At 61.9% G+C, this 22,883-nt stretch carries 24 protein-coding genes; 16 read left to right on the forward strand and 8 right to left on the reverse strand.

Going from position 1 to position 22,883, the window contains the following annotated elements:
- Positions 1-275 precede the first annotated feature (275 nt).
- The 6 genes from AC0IW7_RS22230 (at position 276) to cobA (ending at position 10,986) form a co-directional block, all read left to right on the forward strand.
- On the forward strand, positions 276-4,292 hold the full coding sequence (locus AC0IW7_RS22230; RefSeq protein WP_471820970.1) for a molybdopterin-dependent oxidoreductase: 4,017 nt from the start codon (positions 276-278) through the stop codon (positions 4,290-4,292).
- Between the two features lie 289 nt (positions 4,293-4,581).
- A complete protein-coding gene (locus AC0IW7_RS22235; RefSeq protein WP_471820905.1) occupies positions 4,582-5,787 on the forward strand; it encodes a CmpA/NrtA family ABC transporter substrate-binding protein in 1,206 nt (401 codons plus the stop codon).
- A gap of 15 nt (positions 5,788-5,802) precedes the next feature.
- Positions 5,803-6,378, forward strand: a complete 576-nt coding sequence (locus AC0IW7_RS22240; protein ID WP_471820907.1) for an ANTAR domain-containing response regulator — start codon at positions 5,803-5,805, stop codon at positions 6,376-6,378.
- Positions 6,379-7,241: 863 nt separating this feature from the next.
- Complete coding sequence (locus tag AC0IW7_RS22245; protein ID WP_122498280.1) at positions 7,242-8,456, forward strand: MFS transporter; 1,215 nt, start codon at positions 7,242-7,244, stop codon at positions 8,454-8,456.
- Between the two features lie 9 nt (positions 8,457-8,465).
- A complete protein-coding gene (locus AC0IW7_RS22250) occupies positions 8,466-10,145 on the forward strand; it encodes a protein kinase domain-containing protein (protein WP_471820909.1) in 1,680 nt (559 codons plus the stop codon).
- 88 nt (positions 10,146-10,233) lie between these two features.
- A complete protein-coding gene (cobA, locus tag AC0IW7_RS22255; protein WP_471820911.1) occupies positions 10,234-10,986 on the forward strand; it encodes a uroporphyrinogen-III C-methyltransferase in 753 nt (250 codons plus the stop codon).
- On the opposite strand, the gene AC0IW7_RS22260 is transcribed toward cobA, so the two are convergent.
- Complete coding sequence (locus AC0IW7_RS22260) at positions 10,983-11,426, reverse strand: hypothetical protein (protein WP_471820913.1); 444 nt, start codon at positions 11,424-11,426, stop codon at positions 10,983-10,985. The genes cobA and AC0IW7_RS22260 overlap by 4 nt on opposite strands.
- Positions 11,427-11,655: 229 nt before the next feature.
- Here AC0IW7_RS22260 and AC0IW7_RS22265 point away from each other — a divergent pair, with 229 nt between their 5' ends.
- On the forward strand, positions 11,656-12,270 hold the full coding sequence (locus tag AC0IW7_RS22265) for a hypothetical protein (protein ID WP_471820915.1): 615 nt from the start codon (positions 11,656-11,658) through the stop codon (positions 12,268-12,270).
- 6 nt (positions 12,271-12,276) lie between these two features.
- On the opposite strand, the gene AC0IW7_RS22270 is transcribed toward AC0IW7_RS22265, so the two are convergent.
- On the reverse strand, positions 12,277-12,807 hold the full coding sequence (locus tag AC0IW7_RS22270) for an MgtC/SapB family protein (RefSeq protein ID WP_471820917.1): 531 nt from the start codon (positions 12,805-12,807) through the stop codon (positions 12,277-12,279).
- On the reverse strand, positions 12,804-12,974 hold the full coding sequence (locus AC0IW7_RS22275; RefSeq protein WP_471820919.1) for a PSPA7_2676 family Cys-rich small protein: 171 nt from the start codon (positions 12,972-12,974) through the stop codon (positions 12,804-12,806). The genes AC0IW7_RS22270 and AC0IW7_RS22275 overlap by 4 nt, the downstream gene beginning before the upstream one ends.
- A gap of 257 nt (positions 12,975-13,231) precedes the next feature.
- On the opposite strand from AC0IW7_RS22275, the gene AC0IW7_RS22280 reads away from it, so the two are divergent.
- The 3 genes from AC0IW7_RS22280 (at position 13,232) to AC0IW7_RS22290 (ending at position 14,755) form a co-directional block, all read left to right on the forward strand.
- On the forward strand, positions 13,232-13,456 hold the full coding sequence (locus AC0IW7_RS22280) for a hypothetical protein (protein WP_471820920.1): 225 nt from the start codon (positions 13,232-13,234) through the stop codon (positions 13,454-13,456).
- A gap of 56 nt (positions 13,457-13,512) precedes the next feature.
- Entirely contained in the window at positions 13,513-14,115 is a 603-nt protein-coding gene (locus AC0IW7_RS22285; RefSeq protein ID WP_471820922.1) for an NAD(P)H-binding protein, read from the forward strand.
- Between the two features lie 220 nt (positions 14,116-14,335).
- Positions 14,336-14,755 (forward strand): hypothetical protein, encoded by a 420-nt coding sequence (locus AC0IW7_RS22290; protein WP_463542034.1) that lies wholly within the window; start codon positions 14,336-14,338, stop codon positions 14,753-14,755.
- A 446-nt stretch (positions 14,756-15,201) separates the two neighbouring features.
- On the opposite strand, the gene AC0IW7_RS22295 is transcribed toward AC0IW7_RS22290, so the two are convergent.
- A complete protein-coding gene (locus AC0IW7_RS22295; protein WP_471820923.1) occupies positions 15,202-17,724 on the reverse strand; it encodes a glycogen/starch/alpha-glucan phosphorylase in 2,523 nt (840 codons plus the stop codon).
- A 98-nt stretch (positions 17,725-17,822) separates the two neighbouring features.
- Positions 17,823-18,224, reverse strand: coding sequence for a DUF2513 domain-containing protein (locus AC0IW7_RS22300; protein ID WP_163016749.1), 402 nt, complete (start codon positions 18,222-18,224; stop codon positions 17,823-17,825).
- Positions 18,225-18,546: 322 nt separating this feature from the next.
- Between AC0IW7_RS22300 and AC0IW7_RS22305 the strand changes: the two genes are divergently transcribed.
- The 3 genes from AC0IW7_RS22305 (at position 18,547) to AC0IW7_RS22315 (ending at position 19,797) form a co-directional block, all read left to right on the forward strand.
- Complete coding sequence (locus tag AC0IW7_RS22305) at positions 18,547-18,924, forward strand: Rho termination factor N-terminal domain-containing protein (RefSeq protein WP_471820924.1); 378 nt, start codon at positions 18,547-18,549, stop codon at positions 18,922-18,924.
- A gap of 11 nt (positions 18,925-18,935) precedes the next feature.
- Positions 18,936-19,247, forward strand: coding sequence for a hypothetical protein (locus tag AC0IW7_RS22310; RefSeq protein WP_122498254.1), 312 nt, complete (start codon positions 18,936-18,938; stop codon positions 19,245-19,247).
- 184 nt (positions 19,248-19,431) lie between these two features.
- Positions 19,432-19,797, forward strand: coding sequence for a DUF3509 domain-containing protein (locus tag AC0IW7_RS22315; protein WP_122498252.1), 366 nt, complete (start codon positions 19,432-19,434; stop codon positions 19,795-19,797).
- Between the two features lie 109 nt (positions 19,798-19,906).
- On the opposite strand, the gene AC0IW7_RS22320 is transcribed toward AC0IW7_RS22315, so the two are convergent.
- From AC0IW7_RS22320 to AC0IW7_RS22330, 3 genes are all read right to left on the reverse strand, one after another.
- The gene (locus AC0IW7_RS22320) at positions 19,907-20,185 is read right to left on the reverse strand and encodes a hypothetical protein (protein ID WP_471820926.1); all 279 of its coding nucleotides are present in this window, start codon (positions 20,183-20,185) and stop codon (positions 19,907-19,909) included.
- A 69-nt stretch (positions 20,186-20,254) separates the two neighbouring features.
- Positions 20,255-20,500, reverse strand: a complete 246-nt coding sequence (locus AC0IW7_RS22325) for a hypothetical protein (protein WP_463542029.1) — start codon at positions 20,498-20,500, stop codon at positions 20,255-20,257.
- Positions 20,501-20,701: 201 nt separating this feature from the next.
- Positions 20,702-21,430, reverse strand: coding sequence for an amidotransferase (locus AC0IW7_RS22330; protein WP_471820928.1), 729 nt, complete (start codon positions 21,428-21,430; stop codon positions 20,702-20,704).
- A gap of 344 nt (positions 21,431-21,774) precedes the next feature.
- Here AC0IW7_RS22330 and AC0IW7_RS22335 point away from each other — a divergent pair, with 344 nt between their 5' ends.
- The 3 genes from AC0IW7_RS22335 to AC0IW7_RS22345 all read left to right on the forward strand — a co-directional run bounded on the left by AC0IW7_RS22335 (position 21,775) and on the right by AC0IW7_RS22345 (position 22,782).
- On the forward strand, positions 21,775-21,909 hold the full coding sequence (locus tag AC0IW7_RS22335; RefSeq protein ID WP_277342771.1) for a hypothetical protein: 135 nt from the start codon (positions 21,775-21,777) through the stop codon (positions 21,907-21,909).
- Positions 21,910-21,937: 28 nt separating this feature from the next.
- Complete coding sequence (gene ptrC, locus AC0IW7_RS22340; protein ID WP_471820930.1) at positions 21,938-22,138, forward strand: type III secretion system co-regulatory protein PtrC; 201 nt, start codon at positions 21,938-21,940, stop codon at positions 22,136-22,138.
- A gap of 110 nt (positions 22,139-22,248) precedes the next feature.
- Positions 22,249-22,782: a DUF3087 domain-containing protein gene (locus AC0IW7_RS22345; RefSeq protein WP_471820932.1), complete on the forward strand. Its 534-nt coding sequence runs from the start codon at positions 22,249-22,251 to the stop codon at positions 22,780-22,782.
- Positions 22,783-22,883: the final 101 nt, after the last annotated feature.

Here is a 22,883-nt window from a genome sequence, read left to right on the forward strand (position 1 = left end):
CGGCGACCACCGAGATCTACACCGGCTCTACTTCGTCGGCAGCGTCAGATGTGTATAAGAGACAGCTTAACAGCCAAAGCATCGCGGCTAAAGCCGCTCCCACAGGGGTGCGCAACAACGCCACCCCCTGTTGGCCCAGCCATTGCTACACACAGGCAAAGGCCATCAACGTCGGTGGCCGCACTTTCAGGCAAAGGCGCCATGCAGCCCCGTTGAAAAACGGTGTGCTGCATGGCGCCTTTTTCGTTTCAGCGGGGAATGGCATGGGCGACATCATCACCAGCAAAAGCGTACGCAGCGTGTGCCCTTATTGCGGCGTGGGCTGCGGCATTGTCATGCAGGTGGAAAACAACCTGATCGTCAAAGTGTCCGGCGACAAACAGCACCCCACCAACGCCGGCCGGCTGTGCACCAAGGGCAGCACCTGCGGCCAAGCGGTGGCCAACAGCGGGCGCATGGAGCACGCCTTTATGCGCCAGGAACGCAACCGCGACCCGGTGCGTGTGGGCATCGAGCAAGCCATCGACGCCACCGCCAACCGCTTGCGCAGCATCATCGACAGCCACGGGCCAGACGCCGTGGCCTTGTATGTGTCCGGGCAAATGTCGCTGGAAGCGCAGTACCTGGCGAACAAACTGGCCAAAGGTTTCATCCGCAGCCGGCATATCGAATCCAACTCGCGGCTGTGCATGGCCAGTGCTGGCAGCGGCTACAAACTGTCGCTGGGCGCCGACGGTCCGCCCGGTTCCTACGATGATTTCGAGCACAGCGATGTGTTTGTGATCATCGGCTCGAACATGGCCGACTGTCACCCGATTCTGTTTCTGCGCCTGCTTGATCGTTTGAAGGCCGGCGCCAAACTGGTGGTCATCGACCCACGCCGCAGCGCCACGGCCGACAAGGCCGATCTGTTTTTGCAAATTCGCCCGGGCACCGACCTGGCCCTGCTCAATGGCCTGCTGCACCTGCTGGTCGCCAACGGCCACAGCGACAAAGCCTTTATCGAATCCTTCACCGAAGGCTGGGAGGTGATGGAGGATTTTCTCGCCCTCTATACGCCCGCCTACGTCGCCGAAATCACCGGCCTCGCCGAAGCTGATATTCGCCAGACCGCGCAATGGATTGGCGAAGCCGCCAATTGGATGAGCTGCTGGACCATGGGCCTGAACCAGAGCATCCACGGCACCTGGCACACCAACGCGCTGTGCAACCTGCACCTGGCCACCGGCGCCATCTGCCGGCCAGGCAGCGGGCCGTTTTCCCTCACTGGCCAGCCCAACGCCATGGGCGGCCGCGAGATGGGCTATATGGGCCCCGGTCTGCCTGGGCAGCGCTCGGCGCTGGTGGCTGACGACCGCCAATTTATCGAACAGCTGTGGGCACTGGCGCCCGGCGCCATTCGCGCTGAAGCCGGCGACGGCACGGTGGCGATGTTCGAGCAGATGAAGGCCGGGGCGATCAAAGCCTGCTGGATCATCTGCACCAACCCGGTGGCCAGCGCGCCCAACCGGCAGACGGTGATCGAAGCGCTGCAAGCCGCCGAACTGGTGATCACCCAGGACGCCTACCTCGACACCGAAACCAACCGCTACGCCGACATTCTGCTGCCCGGCGCACTGTGGGCCGAAGCCGAGGGCGTGATGATCAACTCCGAGCGCAACCTCACCCTGATGCAAGCGGCCGTGCAGCCACCGGGCGACACCCTGCCCGACTGGCAACTGATTGCCCGCGTGGCCTGCGCAATGGGCTATAGCGAGGCGTTCAGCTACACCAGCGCCGAGCAGGTGTTCGAGGAAATCAAACAAGCCGCCAATCCCGGCACCGGCTACGACATTCGCGGTGCCAGCTACGCCCGCTTGCAGCAGGCGCCCGTGCAATGGCCGTGCGCGAGCGAGGCGGCAAGCGAGCGCAACCCTATCCGCTATCGCCGCGAACAGGCCCTGCAGTTTCCCACCGCGAGCGGCAAAGCGCAGTTCTTCGCCCGCCCCTATCTGCCGCCCGCCGAACTGCCCGACGACGACTACCCACTGGTGCTCAACACCGGCCGCGTGCAACACCAATGGCACACGCTGACCAAGACCGGCAAGGTGCCGAGCCTGAACAAACTCAACCCCGGCCCGTTCGTGGAAATTCACCCCAGCGACGCCGCGCGGTTGGGCATTCGCGCTGGCAGCAAGGTGGAAATTCGCTCACGGCGTGGCCGCGCGGTGTTGCCAGCCGTGGTCAGCGACCGCGTGCAATTGGGCAACTGCTTTGCGCCATTCCACTGGAACGATGTGTTTGGCGAGCAGTTGGCCATCAACGCCGTAACCAGCGACGCCATCGACCCCATTTCCCTGCAGCCGGCGTTCAAGTTCTGCGCGGTCGCCTTGCACCCCGTCAGCCCACCAGACGAAGCGCTGCCCTCGCCCTCCGCCAAGGAATTTGCTCCGATGACCCTCGATGCATTCGCCCGCCAGCTCAACCTCGACGGCCCGGCCCCACTGGCGCTGGCCAGCGAAGAGCAGCTGTACATGCAAGGTTTTCTGCTTGGCCTGCGCAACGTGGAAGCGCGTCAGGCTGGCGTGCCCACGCTGCCCGCCAGCGCCCCCTTTGCGCCGAATAATCGGCTGTTGGTGAATGGCCTGCTGGCCGGTTTGTTCTCCCGCGCCGCTGAAGCGCCCAGCGCCGAAATCGACAGCGGCGAGGCGCCGTGGCTGGTGCTCTGGGCTTCGCAAACCGGCAACAGCGAAACCCTCGCCGCCACTTGCGCCGAACGCCTGGGCAGCGCAGGCCAGCGGGCGAAGTTGCAAGCCATGGACGAGGCCAAGCTAGACGACCTGCGCAACGCCGCCGGCGTGCTGTTAGTGACCAGCACCTTTGGCGACGGCGACCCGCCCGACAACGCCAGCGACTTCTGGCACAGCCTGCAAAGCGCCGAGGCCGACGCCCTGGTCAACAGCCGTTTCAGCGTGTTGGCCCTGGGCGATTCGAGCTATCAGCAATTTTGCGGCTTCGGCCGCAAGCTCGACGAACGCCTGGCCGCCCTCGGTGCCGAGCGTTTGCAGCCGCGCCTGGAATGCGAGCCGGACTTCCACGCCCCCGCCGAACAATGGCTGACCCAACTGTGCAGTCGCTTCGCCAGCAACCCCGCCGCGCCCACACTGCTGCGCCCGACACCGAACGAGAGCAGCACCTTCAACCGCGCCAATCCGCTGCGGACCCGCCTGGTACATAACCAAGTGCTCAACGGTGCCGGCTCAGTCAAAGAAACCCGCCATCTGGCCTTCGACCTCAGCGGCCACGACTTCCCCTACCAGGCCGGCGACGCCTTGGGCGTGTGGCCCAGCAACGACGCGGCGCTGGTCGAGGAATTGCTCGCCACGCTCAGGCTCGACGGCGACAGCCCGGTCGAACCCGACAATCAGGCGCCCATGCCGCTTCGCGAGGCGTTGACCGAACACCTGGAAATCGCCCGCATCAGCCCGGACCTGCTGCGTCGGGTGGCCGGGCACAACGGCAGTCCGTTCCTGGAAGAACTGCTGCACGAAGGCAATCAGGCGGCGCTGCAAGACTGGCTGTGGGGCCGCCAGGTGCCGACGCTGCTGCGCGAATACCCCATCGCCCTCGACGCCCAGCAACTGGCGCGCCTGCTCAAGCCCTTGCAACCACGGCTGTATTCCATCAGCTCCAGCCCAACGGTGACGCCAAACGAAGTGCACCTGACCGTGGCCGTGGTGCGTTACCAGCATCAAGGCCAGGCCCGTGGTGGCGTGTGCTCCACCTTTCTCGCCGACCGCGCCGCCAACACGGGCGTGCGTATCTTCCTGCAACGCTCTACCCACTTCCGCCCGCCACAAGACCCGGCCACGCCACTGATCATGATCGGCCCAGGCACCGGCATCGCCCCGTTCCGCGCCTTTCTGCAGGAGCGCCAGGCACAAGGCGGCAACGGAAAAAACTGGCTGTTCTTCGGCGAACAGCGCGCCGTCAGCGACTTCTACTACCACGACGAACTGCGCGCCTGGCAACGCAGCGGCTTGCTCACGCGCCTGGACACCGCGTTTTCGCGCGACCAGGCGGAGAAAATTTACGTGCAACAACGCATGCTCGAAGAAGGCGCCGCGATCTGGCAATGGCTGCAACAAGGCGCCTACGTGTGCGTGTGCGGCGACGCCAGCCGCATGGCCAAAGACGTGGACGCGGCGCTGAAAAAGATTGTGCAGGTGCACGGCAAAATGACCGCCGGGGCGGCTACGTTGTATGTGAGTGGGATGAGTAAGGACCGGCGGTATTTGCGGGATGTTTATTAGCCGCGCGCATTGCCTGTTGGATGTTTGTCAGGGCATCAATTCTGGATTCCCGCGTGCGCGGGAATCACGGATGTTTTTGTAACGATCACCGTCATCCCCGCGAAGGCGGCGGGCCGGCGATCCGGGATCCAGAATCTCAAGGCTAACCACGATATCCGGCACACCCTTTGCTCTCCCATTCTCAAAGGCTACCATCAGGCCAACCCCAGTCATGACAACGGCGTCGTGCGCAACTGGCCTTCAGGCCGGACGCTACGGCGCTTTTTTTTTGCAATACGGGAACAGCGCCATGAGCGACTCAAGCACGCCCCTCGATGCCCTTCACGCCCTTGCCTGGGTGGCCGGCAGCGACGCGCCGGAAAAGAACGTGCTGAACCTGGGCTTTATGCCCCTCAGCGATTGCGCCTCGGTGGTGGTTGCCGCCACGCAGGGCTTTGCCCAGCCCTACGGCCTGACCCTCAACCTCAAGCGCCAAAGCTCGTGGGCCGGCCTCAGCGACAAGCTGCTGTGCGGCGAACTCGACGCGGCGCACAGCCTGTACGGGATGGTCTACGCCCTGCAATTGGGCATCAGCGGTGCGCCGGCCACCGACATGGCGGTGCTCATGGGCCTGAACCAGAACGGCCAGAGCATCAACCTGTCGCAGCCGTTGAAAGACGCCGGCGTGACCACTGCCAGTGCACTCAATCAGCGCGCGCACCAAAGCGGCTCAAAACTGACCTTCGCGCAGACCTTCCCCACCGGCACCCACGCCATGTGGTTGTACTACTGGCTGGCGAGCCAGGGCATTCATCCGCTGCAGGACGTGAACAGCGTGGTGGTGCCGCCGCCGCAAATGCTCGCGCACCTGCAAGCCGGGCGTATCGACGGATTCTGCGTGGGCGAACCCTGGGGCGCTCACGCCATCGCCCATGAGCAAGGCTTTACCGTGACCACCAGCCAGGCGATCTGGCCGGACCACCCGGAAAAAGTGCTGGCCAGCACCCGCGCGTTTGTCGAGCAATACCCCAACACCGCGCGCGCGTTGGTAATGGCCGTGCTGGAAGCCAGCCGCTTTATTGAAGAAAGCCCCGAGAATCGCCGCAGCACCGCGCAACTGCTCAGCGCCAGCGAGTTTCTGGATGCGCCGGTCAGCAGCATCGAACCGCGCTTGCTCGGCCGTTACAGCGACGGCCTGGGCAGCAACTGGCACGACGACCACGCCTTGCGCTTCCACGCCCACGGCGCGGCGAATTTTCCGTACGTGTCGGACGGCATGTGGTTTATGACCCAATTCCGCCGCTGGGGCCTGCTGCGTGAAGAGCCCGATTACCTAGCCGTGGCGCAACAGGTGCAGCGGCTTGAGCTGTACAGCCGAGCGGCCGGCAGTCTGGAAATTGGCGTACCGGCCTCGCCAATGCGCAGCAGCCAGTTGCTCGACGGCAGCGTATGGGACGGCAGCGACCCCGCCGCCTACGCCCGCAGCTTTGCCTTGCACGCCCTTAGCGATCAGTAAGCGGAGCCGCCAGCCATGTTGCGAATTCTGCTGATCAACGACACCTCCAAAAAAGTCGGGCGCCTGCGGGCGGCCCTGAGCGAAGCCGGTTTCGAGGTGATCGACGAGTCCGGCCTGACCATCGACCTGCCCGCCCGCGTGGAAGCCGTGCGCCCCGACGTGGTGCTGATCGACACCGAATCGCCAAGCCGCGACGTGATGGAGCAAGTGGTACTGGTCAGCCGCGACCAGCCCCGGCCGATTGTGATGTTCACCGACGAGCACGACCCGGACGTAATGCGCCAGGCGATCAGGTCGGGCGTTAGCGCGTACATCGTCGAAGGCATTCATGCCCAGCGCTTGCAGCCGATCATGGACGTGGCCATGGCCCGCTTCGAAAGCGACCAGACCCTGCGCGCCCAACTGCACGCCCGCGACCAGCAACTGGCCGAGCGCAAACGGGTGGAACTGGCCAAAGGGCTGCTGATGAAGATGAAAGATTGCAATGAGGATGAGGCTTATACCCTGATGCGCAGGCAGGCGATGAGTCGGCAGCAGAAGCTGATTCAGGTGGCGGAGCAGATTATTGCGATGAGTGAGATGTTGAATTGATAGGTGTTTTGGCGTGGCGGCGGCGTCTCTTCCGAAACTCTTGATCCCGAATCGTCGGACCGCCGCCTGCGCGAGGATGACGGTGCTTTCCCTAGCACCTCCGTCATCCTCGCGCACGCGGGGATCCAGAATCTCAAGTCGTACACGATGGTGCGCACGCCGCACCAGACGCGCCCGGGAGTAGATCAGTGCTGACGAACCTTTTGCCGCAACACCGTTGTCTCCTCCGAAAATCTGGATCCCGAATCGTCGGACCGCCGCGTTCGCGAGGATGACGGAGGTGTTGGAGAGGCACCGTCATTCCCGCGCAGGCGGCGGTCCGACGATTCGGAATCCAGAATCTCAAGTCGATCGCGATGGTGCGAACCCCACGTAAACGCGCCCTCAGAGCAGATTTGCAATATTCAATTGACGACCCTTTCGCCGCAACACCAGCGTCTCCTCCGAAACTCTGGATCCCCGCGTGCGCGAGGATGACGGAGGTGTTGGAGAGGCACCGTCATCCTCGCGAACGCGGCGGTCCGACGATTCGGGATCCAGAATCTAAAGCCGTACACGATGGTGCGCACCCTGCCCCCGGCGCGCCAAAACGCAGCACCCGCTCCGAGAAACCCCATCCAAAACTCCACAAAACCCCCATCCCAGAGCCCCCCACCCAACCTGGCACACAACCTGCTCATACATCCTCACAGGTAGCCAACGGCGGTTGCCCCACCACGACAAAGACGTCGCTATTTCCCAGGCTCAAGTGCCCGGAGGAATGCGGCGTTTTTTGCGTTTTTGGCCCCGGTTTCGGGGAGGTGGTGCAGCCGGCAGCGGCAGCCCACCTGCAAACACATTTCCTTTTGCAGATGAGGTGTTGAATGAACAACAACAGTTTCTGGAAAGCCGGGCACACCCCCACGCTGTTTGCGGCGTTCCTGTATTTCGATTTGAGCTTTATGGTTTGGTACCTGCTCGGCCCAATGGCGGTGCAGATTGCCACCGACTTGCAGCTCACCACCCAGCAGCGCGGTTTTATGGTCGCCACGCCGATTCTGGCCGGTGCGCTGTTGCGCTTTGTGATGGGCATGTTGGCCGATCAGCTGTCGCCGAAAACGGCGGGCATTTTTGGCCAGATCATTGTCATCGGCGCCTTGGCGGTCGCTTGGCAGTTGGGCATTCACAGTTATGAGCAAGCGCTGCTGCTGGGTGTTTTCCTGGGCATGGCCGGCGCTTCGTTCGCTGTGGCATTGCCGCTGGCGTCGCAGTGGTACCCGGCCGAACACCAGGGCAAGGCCATGGGCATTGCCGGCGCCGGCAACTCGGGCACGGTGCTCGCCGCCCTGGCTGCGCCGGTATTGGCGGCGGCGTTTGGCTGGACCAACGTGTTCGGCCTGGCGCTGATTCCGCTGGTGCTCACCCTCGTCGCCTTCAGCCTGATGGCGCGCAATGCACCCAACCGCGCCAAGCCAAAATCCATGGGCGATTACTTCAAGGCCCTCGGCGACCGTGACAGCTGGTGGTTTATGTTTTTCTACAGCGTCACCTTTGGCGGCTTTATCGGCCTGGCCAGCGCCCTGCCCGGCTATTTCCACGATCAGTACGGCCTCAACCCGGTGACTGCCGGTTACTACACCGCAGCCTGCGTGTTCGGGGGCAGCCTGATGCGGCCTCTGGGCGGCGCGCTGGCGGACCGTTTCGGCGGCATTCGCACGCTGCTGGGCATGTACGCGGTAGCGGCCATCTGCATCGCGGCGGTGGGTTTCCACTTGTCGAGCTCTGTGGCGGCATTGGCGTTGTTCGTGGCGGCGATGCTCGGCCTGGGTGCCGGCAACGGCGCGGTGTTCCAACTGGTGCCGCAGCGCTTTCGTAAGGAAATTGGCGTGATGACCGGCCTGATCGGCATGGCCGGCGGCATTGGCGGTTTCTTGCTGGCGGCCGGTCTGGGCGCGATCAAGCAAAACACCGGCGACTACCAGTTGGGTCTGTGGCTGTTCGCCAGCCTCGGCGTAGTGGCCTGGTTTGGTCTGCACGGGGTGAAACGCCGCTGGAGAACCACCTGGGGTTCGGCCGCCTTTACCGCAGCACGGGTGTAAGCGCACGCCATGAGCCTGCAATTGAGCTACGCCGAAGCCAGCGCCAGCGGACCACGGGCCGAGAACCAGGACGCGGTGCGCCTGGTTACGCCCGCCCCGGCCCTGGCTGCCAGCAAGGGTTATCTGTTTGCCCTGGCCGACGGCGTCAGCCAATGCGCGGACGGCGGCCTGGCCGCCCGTTCGACCCTGCAAGCGTTGGCGCTCGATTACTACGCCACCCCGGAAACCTGGGGCGTGGCGCAGGCGCTCGACCGTTTGCTGCTGGCACAGAATCGCTGGCTGCACGCCAACGGTGGCGGGCAGCCGTTGCTCACAACCCTGAGTGCGCTGGTGGTGCGCGGCAAGCAATTCACGCTCGCGCATATCGGCGATTGCCGCGTGTATCGCTGGTTCGCCGGGCAGTTGCAGCGCATCAGCGAAGACCATGTGTGGGGCCAGCCGGGCATGCAGCATGTGCTCAAGCGCGCCATGGGTCTGGAACAGCATGTTGTGGTCGATTACCTGGACGGTGAATTGCGCCAGGGCGAGAGCTTTCTATTGGTCAGCGACGGCATCTGGGCGACCCTCAGCGAAGCGTCGATTGCCGGCATCTTGCGTGACGAAACCGAATTGCAGGCCGCCAGCCAGGCGCTGGTGACTGCCGCGCACAAGGCCGGCAGCCAGGACAACGCCAGCGCCTTACTGGTGCGGGTCGAAGCCCTGGGCGAAGCGAGTCTGGGCGATGTGCTCGGGCAAGTTGAGCAATGGCCAGTGCCACCGGCGCTCAAGCCTGGGCAATTGTTTGAAGGCTGGAAGGTCGAGGCCCTGGTGGGCCAAAGCCGCCAGTCGCTGGTTTACCGCGTACATGCCACTGGCAACAACGCGCCCCAATATCCCTGGCTGCTGAAAACCCTGCCAGCCAGCCGGGACAGTGACAGCAACGCCGGGCAAGCCCTGTTGCAGGAAGAATGGTTTCTGCGCCGGGTGGCCGGTCGTTACTTTCCCGAGGTGCACCACGCCAATCAGCGTCAGCACCTGTACTACCTGATGCGCGAACACGAAGGCATCACGTTGGCCGAGCACTTCAACCTGCACGGCAACTTCGGCCTTAACCAATGGCTGGAAATCGCCTCGCGCCTGTTACGGGCGCTGGGCATGCTGCACCGGCGCAATATCCTGCACCGGGACATCAAGCCGGAAAATCTGCTGCTCAGCAGCGACGGTGAACTGCGGGTGCTGGATTTCGGCCTCGCCTATTGCCCTGGGCTGTCGCCGCAGGACAACGGCGAGCTGCCCGGCACCCCCAGTTTCATCGCCCCGGAAGCCTATGCCGGCGCCGCCCCGAGCGTGGCGCAAGATCTCTACAGCGCGGGCGTGACCTTGTACTTCCTGCTCACCGGGCATTACCCGCACGGTGAGATCGAAGCCTTTCAACGCCCGCGTTTTGGTGTACCGGTTGCGGCCAGTCGCTACCGGCCAGACCTGCCGGAATGGCTGGTGCACAACCTGGAAAAAGCCCTGGCCAACGACCCGGCGCAGCGCTTTGAAACCGCTGAAGAATGGCTGCTGGCCTTGCAACAAGGCGAACACCAACCCCCTGCCCGCCCGCGTCCGTTGCTAGAGCGCGAACCGCTGAAAGTGTGGCGCGGGCTGGCGCTGGTTTCGCTGGTGATCAATGTCGGGCTGCTGGTGTGGGTGTTACACACATGACGACACGATTCAGGAACGCATTCGCGAGCAAGCTCGCTCCTACAAAAACGCGCAGCGCGTTTCGCCTGACCCGTTGGAGGAAATCCCTATGAGCGCAAAAGTCTGGTTAGTGGGCGCCGGCCCCGGTGATCCGGAATTGTTGACCCTTAAAGCCGTACGCGCCCTGAACGCGGCGCAGGTGGTGATGATCGACGACTTGGTCAATCCGGCCGTGCTCGAGCATTGCCCTAACGCCAAGGTGATTGCGGTCGGTAAGCGCGGCGGCTGCCGTTCGACGCCGCAGGAATTCATTCACCGGCTGATGCTGCGTTACGCCCGCCAAGGCTATTGCGTGGTGCGCCTGAAAGGCGGCGACCCGTGCATTTTCGGCCGTGGCAGTGAGGAAGCCGACTGGCTCAGCGCCCATGGCATTGAAGTGGAGTTGGTCAACGGCATCACCGCCGGCCTGGCTGGCGCTACCCAATGCGGCATTCCGCTGACCTTGCGCGGCGTGGCACGCGGCGTGACGTTGGTGACCGCTCACACGCAAGACGACAGCAGCCTGAACTGGCACGCCCTGGCGCAAACCGGCACCACCCTGGTGATTTACATGGGGGTCGCGAAACTGGCCGAGGTGCAGCGCGAGTTGCTGGCTGGCGGCCTGCCGGCGCGCACCCCAGTGGCGATGATTGAAAACGCCTCGCTGCCGCAACAGCGTGAATGCCGCAGCCAGTTGGCGGGCATGCACGAGGCAGCGTTGGCGTTTGAGTTGAAAGCACCGGCGGTGCTGGTGATCGGCGAAGTGGCCGCGCTCGGGCAGTTGTCCCATCTGGCCGATAGCGCACCGGCCTGTGTCGGTTAGATAAACCGTTGCTTAGCGACGCCGCGCGGCAGGCGGTTGCGGCCGGGCAGTTGTTGCAGGCGTTGCTGCCAAGCGGCACGCGGGCTGAGCGCGGCGGCGGCTTTGGGCGCGGTTTGAGCGTGCGGCGCTGGCTGCGGTTTGCTCGCAGCAGGCTTGGCTTCGGCGGGTTTTGCAGCGGCTGCGGCGGCGACCGGCTTGGGTTCGCTGGCCAGGGTGGCGACTGCTTGGCCGTCTTCGCTGGTAGCGGCTTTTTTCGCTTTGGCAGCAGCGCGCAGTTCGGCCAGGGTTGGGGTTTTACGCACCGGTTCGGCGGCGGCCTTTTCGGCGGCGCGAAGGCACAGCTTGCAGGTGACCTGGCTGAGATCGGCAACACTTTCGAGACTGGCGCCGGTGCGGCCGCAGGCAATGGTGTCCGGGGACGGCGAGTAATGGGTGGCCAACGGTGTGTCTCCTCTGGTCGGGGCGCGGGATTTTACACAGGCGGCGGCTAGGGTAAAAGAGCTTGTAATTCAGATGGATAGGCGGTGGTTGGCAGCGTCGCGCAAGCGCAGGGTGCACAGGAAACTCAATTCTGTGGGAGCGGCTGGGCGGCATTCCGATTAGCCGCGATTCCTGGAAAAGGGGATGCCCGCTATAGTCTCCCCTCCTCCTATCTCGGCGCTCTGCTTGATGAATGTTGTGATTCCCCTGTTCGGCCTGCTGCTCACTTCGATGGCATCCGCCGCCGCCCTCGACCCCAACGCGCCCGCCGCCATTGCCACGCCGATCAATCAGGTTGAATGGCGCGCGGTATTGGCGGAGGTGAAATCCCCGGTGGCCAACCTGGAGGCGCGCGCGAACCGGGAAGCGGGCTTGTTGCACGGGCCAGCCGAGGTGGCCGCCGAGGGTTTGGTGGATCGCATTGCCGGCGCCAACAACTACGCCTTGCAGCCGTTACAGCCGTTTGTAGCAACACTTGGCAGTTCGGCAACCGTGTCGACGTTCGTTGATACCCAGCGCGACCAGGCAGTGCGCAAGAACGGCACGCTGGTGAATCAGCCGCAACCGTTGCGGGTGGGCTATTCGATTGCGGTCACGCCCAGTTTGAAACCCGGCACGCCCGAAGGTGTGGTGATGAGCGAGGTGGTGGTGGCGCAAACCCTCGCCGACGGCAATGCGGTGCATCAGGCCAATGCCTATAACAAGGCCGGGCTGCGCGAGGGGGATTTTCAAACCTTGGTCTGGACCACCGGCAAGCGCCAGTTTTTGCTGGTGTTGCGGCGCAAGGCGGCGACGCCGCTGTAGGCGCGCTTACTTGGGCGCTTCTTCGTCCTCTTGCGTGAGTTGGCCCTGTTCCGGGCTGTCCTTCTCTAGCCGGCTCATCAGGTGCGGCACCAGGTTCAGCACAATCAAACCGAACACCGTGCCAAGCAACGCGGTCGCTTCGCGGCCCAAGCCGACGGTGATGCCAATGGCGCAGGTCAGCCAGATTCCGGCGGCCGTGGTCAGGCCTTTGACCTCGTTGGGTGAGCGCCCTTTGAGAATGGTGCCGGCGCACAGAAAGCCGATACCGGCGACCACGCCTTGCATGACGCGGCTCATGGCGTCGTCCTCGGCGCCCATTTGCTCAGCCGCCATCACAAATAGCGCACTGCCCAGGGCGACGAGCATGTGCGTGCGCACGCCGGCCGACTTGCCTTGCTGCTCGCGTTCCCAACCAAGCACGCCGCCGAGCAACGTGGCGAGCGCCATGCGCAGGGTGACGCGGGTGGTATGGGCGACATCGTTGAGATCGGAGAACTCGCCGACCAAGGTGGCGACGATCACCTCCCAGGTGTTCAAGCGGCGCCGCCGTGGCCGCCCTCACCCGTGGCGCTCGGTAGGCCTTCGGGCAAGTACCGGTGCGCGCCGCAGCGCGAACAGCATTGGCACAGCAGCAATTCGCTGCCGAACAGTTCATGGGTGGCTTCCAGCCAGTTACAGCCCTTTAGAAAGCAGACAAAGGTCATATCAGCATCTCCTGCGGATTACCCCAGCAATTACGCCGTACGTCACGGCCGAGCGTGTGTGTGCATGTCTCCCTTTAATCGACTTTCGCCAGCGCCCATTGGTTTAACCATTTTTCGCAGATGACGACATTTACGCCGCCGTTACGCGCGCGTAAGCGACCCGTTGACCGCGTTTACCGCTTGGCAAATAAAGCTGAACCCTTTGCCCTGCGAAGCGGCCAAAGTTAATACCTGCCACCGTTGGAGACACTTTCAAAATGAGCGGCAACTATTCGTTTGTGGTGCATTACCAGCTTCAGGGCCAAGCCAAGAGCGTGGAGGTGCAAAGCGACACCGAGGCGTTCACCGAAACCCAGGCGCGTCGGCATGTTGAGTCGCTGCACAGTTCAGCCCAGAGCAGCGATATCACTGAGGTGACGGTTTCCGCCGGGCAACCTGGCGGCCCCAACGAACCAGGGCGCCAGCGCGCGTCCAACGGCTGACATCCGCACCTGCTTTCCAATTCGCGACACCCACCACCATCACGAGAATCGCCTAGATGAAAAATCTCGAAACGCCTGCCGTAAAACTCGCTGTATACGGCGCTCAAAGCAGCATTGGAAACGCGTTGATGGTTGAAGCCTTGGCGCGCCAGTTCGAGACCACACTGATTCTGGATGACCTGAACGCCGTAAACGCCCGCCCGGGCCTGAGCACCATTCAGGGCGACTTGTACGACGCCATCAGCGTCAGCCACAGCATCGCCGGACGCGACGCGGTCATCGTCGTGCTGCCCGCCGCTGACCACGACCACCAATTCGAAAGCACCTTCAAAGCCGTCACCGCCCTGCTCGATGGCTTGCCAGTCGCCGGGGTAAAACGCCTGCTGCTGCTCGGCGACTTCACCTGGCTGGATGGCGGTGACGATGGCCTGACCGAGCCGCTCGGCCACTTGAAAGAGCGCCTAACGGCCAGCCCTGTGGTGTGGACGCTGTTCGACGCGCCAACCGCCGAAGTGCAAGGCGAAGCGCTGACCAGCTTTGTCAGCCAAGTAATTGATGAGGTATGCCACGCCGAGCACATGCACCAGCGCATCCGCATTCATGCGCAGCCCACCACTGCACCCAATCCCGTTGATGTCGACGTTATGCCGCAGCCATAAGGGGCTGCAGGAGGACCGTATGCCACCTGAAAGCGTTGTGCTGTTGTTGATCGGAACCTGGCTGCTGGTGGCAGCGGCCGCTTTGTGGGGGATGCTGCGCATCGCCCGTCGTCACCACACCCGGCAACCGAGCCGGTCGCCCCAACCCAACCGGCCCCGGCCCGCACCGATGCGGCACAAACCGGCCCGAGTCGGGCATTGATCGAGGAGCGCGTGCAGGATGGATAGCCAGGCAGTCGATAGCCAAACCTTTCTGGATGCGTTTATGACGCTGATGCACGAATGCGCCGTGCCTTTGTTCGAGGAAGCGAAAACCTACGCGCAAGGCGCGGGGTTGGAGGTACGCGTTGAGCTGCACGGGCCGGAAAAAGCCAGCCCGGGGTTGTGTCTGTTGGTGGCGTATCCGGAGGGTCAGGGCGAGCCGGGTTTCAACAGTTGTTGCATCACGGCTGAGCCTGAGCAGCAACGGGTGCTGCATGAGGATTTTTATGCTGATAGCAATCAGCGCCGGGTGCAGCGGGGGAAGTTGGCGTCGATTAACCAGATGGTGTTGCATACGCGGTTGGCGACGTTTTTTCAGACGGCGTTTGGGTTGCAGCCGGATTACATTGCTAAGCAACATCCTGCTGGGTTTTGGTGAGCGGGGGGTTGCTCTCCAGGTGAGAAAAATCGCGGCTGAAGCCGCGATTTTTTTGAGCGGCGGCGCTCTGGGGCGGGCCAGCATCCGATCTGGCGCTTTTGGTCTATCGCTTTTGACCTTGCTTGTGATCTTCCGCTTTTGATCTGCCCCGCACCGTTTATCGCAGGCCGAGTGGAGTCGACGTGGAGGGGGTTGAGCGGCCGCGAGCCGCGAGCGGCGCATCGGGCCAGGGACGGTTCGTTGCGCGGGGACGCCTAGTCGATGCCCCCGGAGTGGATCTACCGTGTACGGCTTGAAATTCTGGATCCCCGCGTTCGCGAGGATGACGGGGATTTTCCAAACACCTCTGTCATCCTCGCGAACGTGGGAATCCAGAGTGTCACGTCTGGCTCATCGCAGGTCTGCGTAGTCTGTGGGAGCGGCTTTAGCCGCGATGCTTTTAACTCTCACTTTTTGGGAGGCATCGCCTTCCAAATATCCTCGGCATATTCGCGAATGGTCCGGTCCGAGGAGAACCACCCTGTCCGCGCGGTATTGAGCACCGCCGACCGCCACCATTGGTTGGGCTGCTGCCACAACTCATCGACTTTGCGCTGCGCATCCCAATACGAGTCGAAGTCCGCGCAGAGCATGTAGCGGTCGTGATGCACCAGGCCGTCGATGAGGCCCACATAGCGCTCTGGGTCATCTGGGGAGAACACGCCTTTGCTGATGGCTTCCAACGCCGCGTTCAATCGCGGTGATTGCTGGATCACGTGGATGGTGTCGAAGTCGCCATTGCTCATGCGCGCTTTCACTTCCTGCGCGGTCATGCCGAAGATGAACATGTGTTCCTGGCCGATCAGTTGGCTCATTTCCACATTGGCGCCGTCCAGGGTGCCGATGGTCAGCGCGCCGTTCAGGGCGAATTTCATGTTGCTGGTGCCAGAGGCTTCCATGCCGGCGGTGGAGATCTGTTCCGACAAGTCGGCCGCCGGAATGATGGTTTCCGCCAGGCTGACGTTGTAGTTCGGAATGAACACCACCTTGAGCAAGCCGCGCACGGTTGGGTCGTCGTTGATGGTGCGGCTGATGTCGTTGGCCAATTTGATGATCAGTTTGGCCTGGTGATAACTGGCGGCCGCCTTGCCGGCGAAGATTTTCACGCGCGGCACCCAGTCGGTAGTCGGCTCGTTACGAATCGCCTGGTACAACGCCACGGTGTGCAGCAGGTTCAGCAGTTGGCGTTTGTATTCGTGAATGCGTTTGACCTGCACGTCGAAAATCGCCTCGGGGTTGAGGTCGATGTTCAGCCGCTCTTTTACCAACCGCGCCAGCGCCGCTTTGCTGTGTTGGCGCTGGGCGACGAATTGTTTGCGGAACGCCGGTTTGTCGGCGAACGGTTCGAGCTTGATCAGCGAGGTTTCCGGGCTGTCGAGCACGCCATCGCCGATGCTTTCGGTGAGCAGCTGGGTAAGTTGCGGGTTCACCTGGTAGAGCCAGCGGCGGAAGGTCACGCCGTTGGTTTTATTGCGGATGCGGTCGGGGTACAGGTTGTGCAAATCGCGGAAAACGGTTTCGCGCATCAGGTCGGTATGCAGCGCCGACACGCCGTTGATGCTGTGCGAGCCGAGGAACGCGAGGTTACCCATGCGCACGCGGCGCCCGTGTTCTTCTTCGATGAGCGACACCGAGCGCAGCAGGTCGAAGTCGTGGATGTCTTTGGCCCGCAGCGAGTCGATGTGGTGCGCGTTGATCAAATAAATGATCTGCATATGGCGCGGCAACAGCCGTTCCATCAACGACACCGGCCACGACTCAAGCGCCTCGGGCAGCAAGGTGTGGTTGGTGTACGACAGGGTCGCGACGGACAGTTCCCAGGCGGCAAACCATTCGATGCGGTACACGTCGACCAATTGGCGCATCAACTCGGCCACGGCGATGGCCGGGTGGGTGTCGTTGAGCTGAATGGCGACTTTTTCCGGCAGCGAGTGAATGTCGCCATGCAGGCGCATGTGGCGGTGCAGCAAGTCTTGCAGCGAGGCGGAAACGAAGAAGAATTCCTGGCGCAGGCGCAGTTCCTGGCCAGCCTCGGTACTGTCGGCCGGATACAGCACGCGGGAAATACTTTCGGCGCGCACCACGTCAGCCACGGCGCCCAGGTGGTCGCCGGCGTTGAAGCGTTCCAGTTGCAGGTCTTCCAGCGCCCTCGCCCGCCATAGCCGCAAGGTGCTAACGCCGGCGCGGCGCCAGCCAACCACCGGGGTGTCGTAGGCGATGGCGCGGATAATCTCGGTGGGCTGCCAGTGTTGGCGCGGCACGTCGTTGCGCTCGGTAACGGTATTAACGCTGCCGCCGAAGCCGACGTTGTAGCTCACTTCCGGTCGCTCGAATTCCCACGGGTTGCCGAAGTCGAGCCAGGTCTCGGTGTGTTCGTGTTGCCAGCCGTCGCTGATCACCTGCTTGAACAGACCGTGCTCGTAGCGAATGCCGTAGCCATGGCCGGCGATGTTGAGCGTGGCCATGCTTTCGATAAAGCACGCGGCCAGTCGCCCGAGGCCGCCGTTGCCGAGCGCGGCATCGGGCTCGACTTCGCGGATGCGTTCGATGTCGACGTCCAGCTCGGCCAGCGCCTCGCGTGCCGTTTCCAGCAGGCCCAGGTTGCTCAGACAATCAACAAGCAATCGGCCGATCAGAAACTCCAGCGAGAGGTAGTACACGCGCTTCTGCGGCTTGCGATCGACTCGCGCTTCGGCTTCTTCCCAGTGGTCGACCAGGTGATCCCGGGCGGCCAAGGCGATGGCTTCAAACCAGTCGTGGATGTAGGCGTTGGCAGGGTCTTTACCGACGGCGTATTTGAGTTTGGCCAGAATGCTTTGCTTGAAGGCCTGAACGTCGGCGCTGGATGAGGTGCTGGAGCTTGGGTTGTCAGACTGAGTGCCAGTGGAATTGAACGTGGCCTCGTCTTGCGACGTGCGATCGGCGGACATGGGCGTGCCTCGGTCAGCTGAGTTGAGCGCGAGTGAAAGCGGCAGCCAGCGGCCGGCTCAAAGCCGCCACTGCTGCCGAATGAAAACGGGTTGCCGTGTTAATTAAAGACGGCGTCGTTCTGTGCGTGGCGGGAGACATTGAATGAGCTGCCGCTGTCGCTTGGATAAAGCGCCATGGTCGATTTGAGGGCGTCGATGGTGATGCCGCCCAGGTGCTCGGTGAGGAAGGCTTTCTTGACCATCCACAGGTTGTCGTCACGGATCAGGTCGAGCAGATCGTGGCCGGTGAGGGTCAGCGATTTACCGATGCGCACCAACTCGCCGCTCAGCGGACGGTGGTCTGCGCATTCCACCAGGCCAGCCTGCTCAAGCAGGTGCAGGTGATAACTGACGCTGTCGCTGGAGTGCCCGTCGATACGGTGGGGGAAGAAATGATGGCCCTTTTGCAGGCTCTCGATTTCCAGCAGCATTTCGCGCAACAGCTCCCAATCTCTTTTCATGTCCTTCGCTCCTCGTCCCCGTTTCCTGATTTCCAGACCCGCTCCAACCGGTTGCAGTAAATAGCCGGTTGCAAAGGGGTGAAATGTGCAGGAGACCGTTACCAATGATCGAAGCCAATCGACCATCCCGTTGCGCGCAACACTGGCGTTTGAGCGATGGGCAGACCGGTCCCCTACAGAATAGGTGTGTGATTGCGCGTGAGAGTTCAACCAATTTTGCCCTCAGCGAACCGTTCGCGGAAAAAGCTGAACTCCCGGCAACGGCCCTGGCTCAGAACCTGTAACGGGCTTGCTACAGCCCCGCTTCATGAGGAGAGCAATCATGCCGCGTGGAAGTAAAGACAAGTACACGGCCGAGCAAAAGCGCAAGGCCGAGCACATCGAAGAAAGCTACGAAGCCAAGGGCGTTTCCAAAGGCGAAGCCGAGGGCCGTGCTTGGGCCACGGTGAACAAGCAATCGGGCGGCGGCGAAAAGGCCGGCGGATCGGGTCAGCGCAAATCGCCCGGTGCCAAGAGCGCAGCGCGCAAATCGTCGGCGCGCCAGGCGGTGGCGACTAAACACGGCGCGCCCCGCCCAGGGCAAAAGCTGGAAGAGCAAAGCAAGGCGGACCTGATGATGCGCGCACGGGACATGAACATTCCGGGCCGCTCAAGCATGCGCAAAGCCGAGCTGGTGTCGGCCCTGAAGAAAGCGTCCTGAGGAGTTCACCAATGGCTAATCCGGGTTATCTCGAACGTCTGCTTGCCGTCGCCGGCGGCGCACTGCTGATTCGCAAAGGCATGGCCGTGAAGGGCGTGCTCGGCGCGGCTGACATCGTCTTGGGCGCCGTCGCCATCTACCGTGGCCTGGGCCGTGCGCGCCATCCGGCACCGCCAAGCTATCAGCTCAAACACCTGCCGGAAGTTGCGCAGCGCGTGCCACGCAAACCAGCGCCACGCGGCTATCAACCGCAGACGTTCGTACCGGATGAAGCTGGGCCGGACGTACCGGTGAAAACCCCGTTTCAGCAACCCTTTAGCTAAACGGCGGCAAGCGGCAATTGCACTTTGCAAGGTCGGGTTTTGCCCGATCATGCAAAGTGCACGACCGTTGCGCCCGGAAAAATATCTAAGTGTCTGATTTTATTCTGTTTTTTGCGTAAGAATTTTCTGGCACGGCATCTGCTCTATTCACTCCATCTGCAAAAGAATCAATGGAGTACATGGAATGCAACTGGCCATCAAAGAATTCTTCGACGCGTTTCCTCAACACACCGTTGCCATCAAACCTCGTCCAGACGGTTCTTTGCTGCTGTCCCTGGTTGGGCAGAACGGCAAGCCGCTGTGCAAGGCGATCAAAAGCGAAGAGCTGCTGAGCCAAGCGCGCATGCACACCCTGATTCGTGAATTGCACCGCGAAATTAAAATAGAGGCTGGCCTGCTGCGCTGGCGCGGCGATGAGGCGGCTTGGGTTGAGCGCGAATTGCCGACCTACGTTGAAGGTCCGATTCACGTGACCAAAGCGAAAACCCTGGCTCGCCGTTCGAATCAGGAATTGCGTCAACGCCGCGTGCAGAAAGCGGTTGCCTGCTAAGCAGGTTTAGCGGACACGGAATTTAGTTCGCACCATCAGGTAAGTTCGCAACATCGAGGCTGAAGCCTCTTCCGCATGGCTGGCAACAGTTGCATGACCGGAAGGCGCTTCAGCCTTTTTGCGACTGGGCACTCGCGCCCTGCTCTTCTGCATCAGGCTTGCGCTCGCGGCTGCTGCGACGCAGCAAAATCACGTCAGTGATATCCACGCCGCACGCCCTCACCCACTCCAGTACCGGCTGCCCGGCGACCTTCGCCACCGGCGGCTTCTCGCCGAATACCTCCGTTACCGCGCGAAACGCGACCACCTGAATGTTGGGCACACTGCGGGCCTGCAACTGCAGGTGGCGCTCCACGTTGTTGTATTTATAAGTGACGAGCCAGTCCATAAAACGGGCCTCATGTATTTCGGCAGTAAGCCTTGACTATAGCTGCTGAAAAAAACTGCCAACCCGGCGTTACGGCTGTGTGACTGTGTCGGCATTTTTCTTCAGGCCCCGGCAGTTCATGGCGCATAGGCAGAACTGCAGCAGGATCAGCGCATACGCGTGGGTGTGCAGCCCCCAGATCACCCACAACACATTGCTCAGAATAAAAACCCAAAACCCCATCATTCGGCGGCGCGCACTTCGTGCGCCAATCAGCCAGGCGGCCATTACCGTGACGGCCATGGCCGGCCACTGCAAAAGATCGAGATAGTCCATCGTGCTGCTTTTTCCTCCGGTCTTTAAACGGGCGACGGCAACGAAACGCCGCGCTTAATTTTGTGACCGTAGGGAGGAAAAAATGAGCGGGGATTTTGATGATTGGTACGGCGGGCGGGCTGAACAAGCGCAAACAGCTCGGGGCTAACGCTACTCCCACAGCAACGAACAAACTGTGGGAGAGGCTTTAGCCTCGATGGATCAGGCCGGCGACGCCGCCTTGTCTTGCGCCACGAAACGCATCATCCACTCGGCAACAGCCGCGCCTTGATGGTCGTGCTGCAAGCTGTCGATACCGGACTTATAGATTTCTTCGCCCAGGTGCTGCTGGCGAATTTCCAGCAAGGCGCGGGAATAATCGTGAATAAATTCCGGGTGCCCCTGGAAGCACAGCACCTGGTCATTGATGCGGTACGCGGCGATGGGGCAGAACGCGCTGGAGGCAATTACCGTGGCGTCTTTGGGCAGCGCGGTGACTTGGTCCTGATGGCTGATGAGCAAGGTCAACTCATCCATCGCAGGCGTCATCCAGCTCGGCTGCTCGGCCACCTGATAGCGGTGGGTACCCACGCCCCAGCCCTGATGCGCCCGCTCGCTTTTACCGCCCAGCAACAGCGCCAACAGCTGATGGCCAAAGCAGATGCCCAGCAGCTTGTCGCCGCGCTGATAGCGGTCGAGCAGGTAAGTTCTGAGGGTTTCGATCCAAGGGTCAGTGCCAAACGAATCGGCTTTGCTGCCGGTAACCAGATAGGCGTCGAAGCGCTCGTCATCTGCCGGGTAGTTGCCCTCCACCACGTTATAGGTGACGAACTCGGCGGCAATCGGCTGGCGGGCGAAGAGCTGCTCGAACATCCGGCCATAGCTCTGATATTGGTCAACCAGTTCCGGACGCAGAATGTCTGTTTCCAGAATGCAGATACGTAACGACATAAGGGATTTCCTGAAGCGATGTAGGTTATGGCCAGCTGTTTGTTTTATTTAACATAGCGGCGCGCGCAAAGAAACCCATAAACCACGGCTTCTCTCGCTTTCGCGGTTTTAATTGGCAAGGCCTAGCGGGAAACGCAGCCACCGGACTCGTCAATAAAATTTTACGAACTGACCCATTTTCCTGAGCAAAGCCACGCATTCATATCGCTGGCTCGATAGCGCCGCTGCGCTCTATCACTGGGCTTGATAGTTACCATCGTGCCCATTCACTTCTGGCCGCCGCGACGCTCGGCAATCATGCAACCCATCGGGCAACACCGCCCCCTAGCATGAGGAATACCGCCATGAACAAATTCGGAGCCATCGCCAGCCTTGTAGCCGCCTCGGCCTTTGCCAGCCACTTGAATGCCGAACTGTATCGCCACAGCGACAAAACCCCTGCCCCGGCAAAAACCGAACAGAAACCGGCACGTCATTAATGCAACGCGGCTTAACAAGGAGAACGCCATGGGCAGCATGTTCAGCGAAACCGGTAAAAACGCCTATGGCGTGACCTACGCCACCCTCGACGAAAGCGGCTTGCACTTTGAAACCGAACTGGCCATTCAGCTTATGGATGGCCACCTCGTAACCCTGAAGATGCCGACGCAGATCAGTGAGCGGCAGGCGATCAGTCAGTTGGTGTTGGGGACGAATGCGGGGCGTTAACGCTCACTGCCGTGTGCTTTTTTTCAGCAACTCGCTTCGCCATCCACTCCCCGCTTAGCCGCGCTAAGGCGATAATGCCCACCGCATTCGCCTCAGAGCCCGCTCCCCTCATGTTTGAAATTCAACCCTTCGACCCCGCCACCTATCGCCAGCAAACCCGCCGCAGCACGGTGATCGTGGCGGTGATATTCGTGGCCATGGCCATGTTGTTGTCCAGCCTGGCGGTGATGCTGTTTGGCACGCCGGGCGGCGACAATTTCCGTTGGAATGCCGGCGGCGTGGCGCTGGCGGTGATGCTGAGCGCGGCGTTGTTCAGGGTGAAGTTGTGGTCGCAGCCGTGGATGAGCGCAGCGGTGTATGGCTGGCGTTTGAAGCGCGCTCTGATGAGCGTGACCAATGTGATGCACGACGTGGAGGCCGGCGTTAAAGCCCAGCTCCCGGAGGCCATGAAATTGCTGCGGTTTTATCACCAAGGCCTGACGCAGATGTACCTGCTGGAGGCCGACACCAGTTCGCTCAGCCAGGTAACCGCTGAAATCAACGCCCATAAAGAAGCCATGCAGACGCTCGGGCTGGAAACCGACCAACCGCGTCTGAACCCGCAGTGGCTGCTGGCAGTGAACGGGTTGGCCAAGGCAAAATAGCCGCTAATCGCGCCGTCTAAAAATTCTCGAACCATTTTCCGCAGCCGCCGCTCTGAATTGGGCCAAGCCGTATTGCCGGCCCATTCATCGTGGCTCTGGTC

It is taken from the genome of Pseudomonas sp. AC229 (genome assembly GCF_979254655.1).

Bases quoted from the DNA above. Each gene is read 5' to 3' on its own strand.
- AC0IW7_RS22265 (WP_471820915.1), top strand. From the start codon at position 11,656: ATGAATGTTGTGATTCCCCTGTTCGGCCTGCTGCTCACTTCGATGGCA.
- AC0IW7_RS22235 (WP_471820905.1), top strand. From the start codon at position 4,582: ATGAGCGACTCAAGCACGCCCCTCGATGCCCTTCACGCCCTTGCCTGG.
- AC0IW7_RS22305 (WP_471820924.1), top strand. From the start codon at position 18,547: ATGCCGCGTGGAAGTAAAGACAAGTACACGGCCGAGCAAAAGCGCAAG.
- AC0IW7_RS22275 (WP_471820919.1), bottom strand. From the start codon at position 12,974: ATGACCTTTGTCTGCTTTCTAAAGGGCTGTAACTGGCTGGAAGCCACC.
- AC0IW7_RS22330 (WP_471820928.1), bottom strand. From the start codon at position 21,430: ATGTCGTTACGTATCTGCATTCTGGAAACAGACATTCTGCGTCCGGAA.
- cobA (WP_471820911.1), top strand. From the start codon at position 10,234: ATGAGCGCAAAAGTCTGGTTAGTGGGCGCCGGCCCCGGTGATCCGGAA.
- AC0IW7_RS22300 (WP_163016749.1), bottom strand. From the start codon at position 18,224: ATGAAAAGAGATTGGGAGCTGTTGCGCGAAATGCTGCTGGAAATCGAG.
- AC0IW7_RS22335 (WP_277342771.1), top strand. From the start codon at position 21,775: ATGAACAAATTCGGAGCCATCGCCAGCCTTGTAGCCGCCTCGGCCTTT.
- AC0IW7_RS22290 (WP_463542034.1), top strand. From the start codon at position 14,336: ATGGATAGCCAGGCAGTCGATAGCCAAACCTTTCTGGATGCGTTTATG.
- AC0IW7_RS22345 (WP_471820932.1), top strand. From the start codon at position 22,249: ATGTTTGAAATTCAACCCTTCGACCCCGCCACCTATCGCCAGCAAACC.
- AC0IW7_RS22245 (WP_122498280.1), top strand. From the start codon at position 7,242: ATGAACAACAACAGTTTCTGGAAAGCCGGGCACACCCCCACGCTGTTT.
- AC0IW7_RS22325 (WP_463542029.1), bottom strand. From the start codon at position 20,500: ATGGACTATCTCGATCTTTTGCAGTGGCCGGCCATGGCCGTCACGGTA.
- AC0IW7_RS22285 (WP_471820922.1), top strand. From the start codon at position 13,513: ATGAAAAATCTCGAAACGCCTGCCGTAAAACTCGCTGTATACGGCGCT.
- AC0IW7_RS22240 (WP_471820907.1), top strand. From the start codon at position 5,803: ATGTTGCGAATTCTGCTGATCAACGACACCTCCAAAAAAGTCGGGCGC.
- AC0IW7_RS22295 (WP_471820923.1), bottom strand. From the start codon at position 17,724: ATGTCCGCCGATCGCACGTCGCAAGACGAGGCCACGTTCAATTCCACT.
- AC0IW7_RS22310 (WP_122498254.1), top strand. From the start codon at position 18,936: ATGGCTAATCCGGGTTATCTCGAACGTCTGCTTGCCGTCGCCGGCGGC.
- ptrC (WP_471820930.1), top strand. From the start codon at position 21,938: ATGGGCAGCATGTTCAGCGAAACCGGTAAAAACGCCTATGGCGTGACC.
- AC0IW7_RS22320 (WP_471820926.1), bottom strand. From the start codon at position 20,185: ATGGACTGGCTCGTCACTTATAAATACAACAACGTGGAGCGCCACCTG.
- AC0IW7_RS22250 (WP_471820909.1), top strand. From the start codon at position 8,466: ATGAGCCTGCAATTGAGCTACGCCGAAGCCAGCGCCAGCGGACCACGG.
- AC0IW7_RS22315 (WP_122498252.1), top strand. From the start codon at position 19,432: ATGCAACTGGCCATCAAAGAATTCTTCGACGCGTTTCCTCAACACACC.
- AC0IW7_RS22280 (WP_471820920.1), top strand. From the start codon at position 13,232: ATGAGCGGCAACTATTCGTTTGTGGTGCATTACCAGCTTCAGGGCCAA.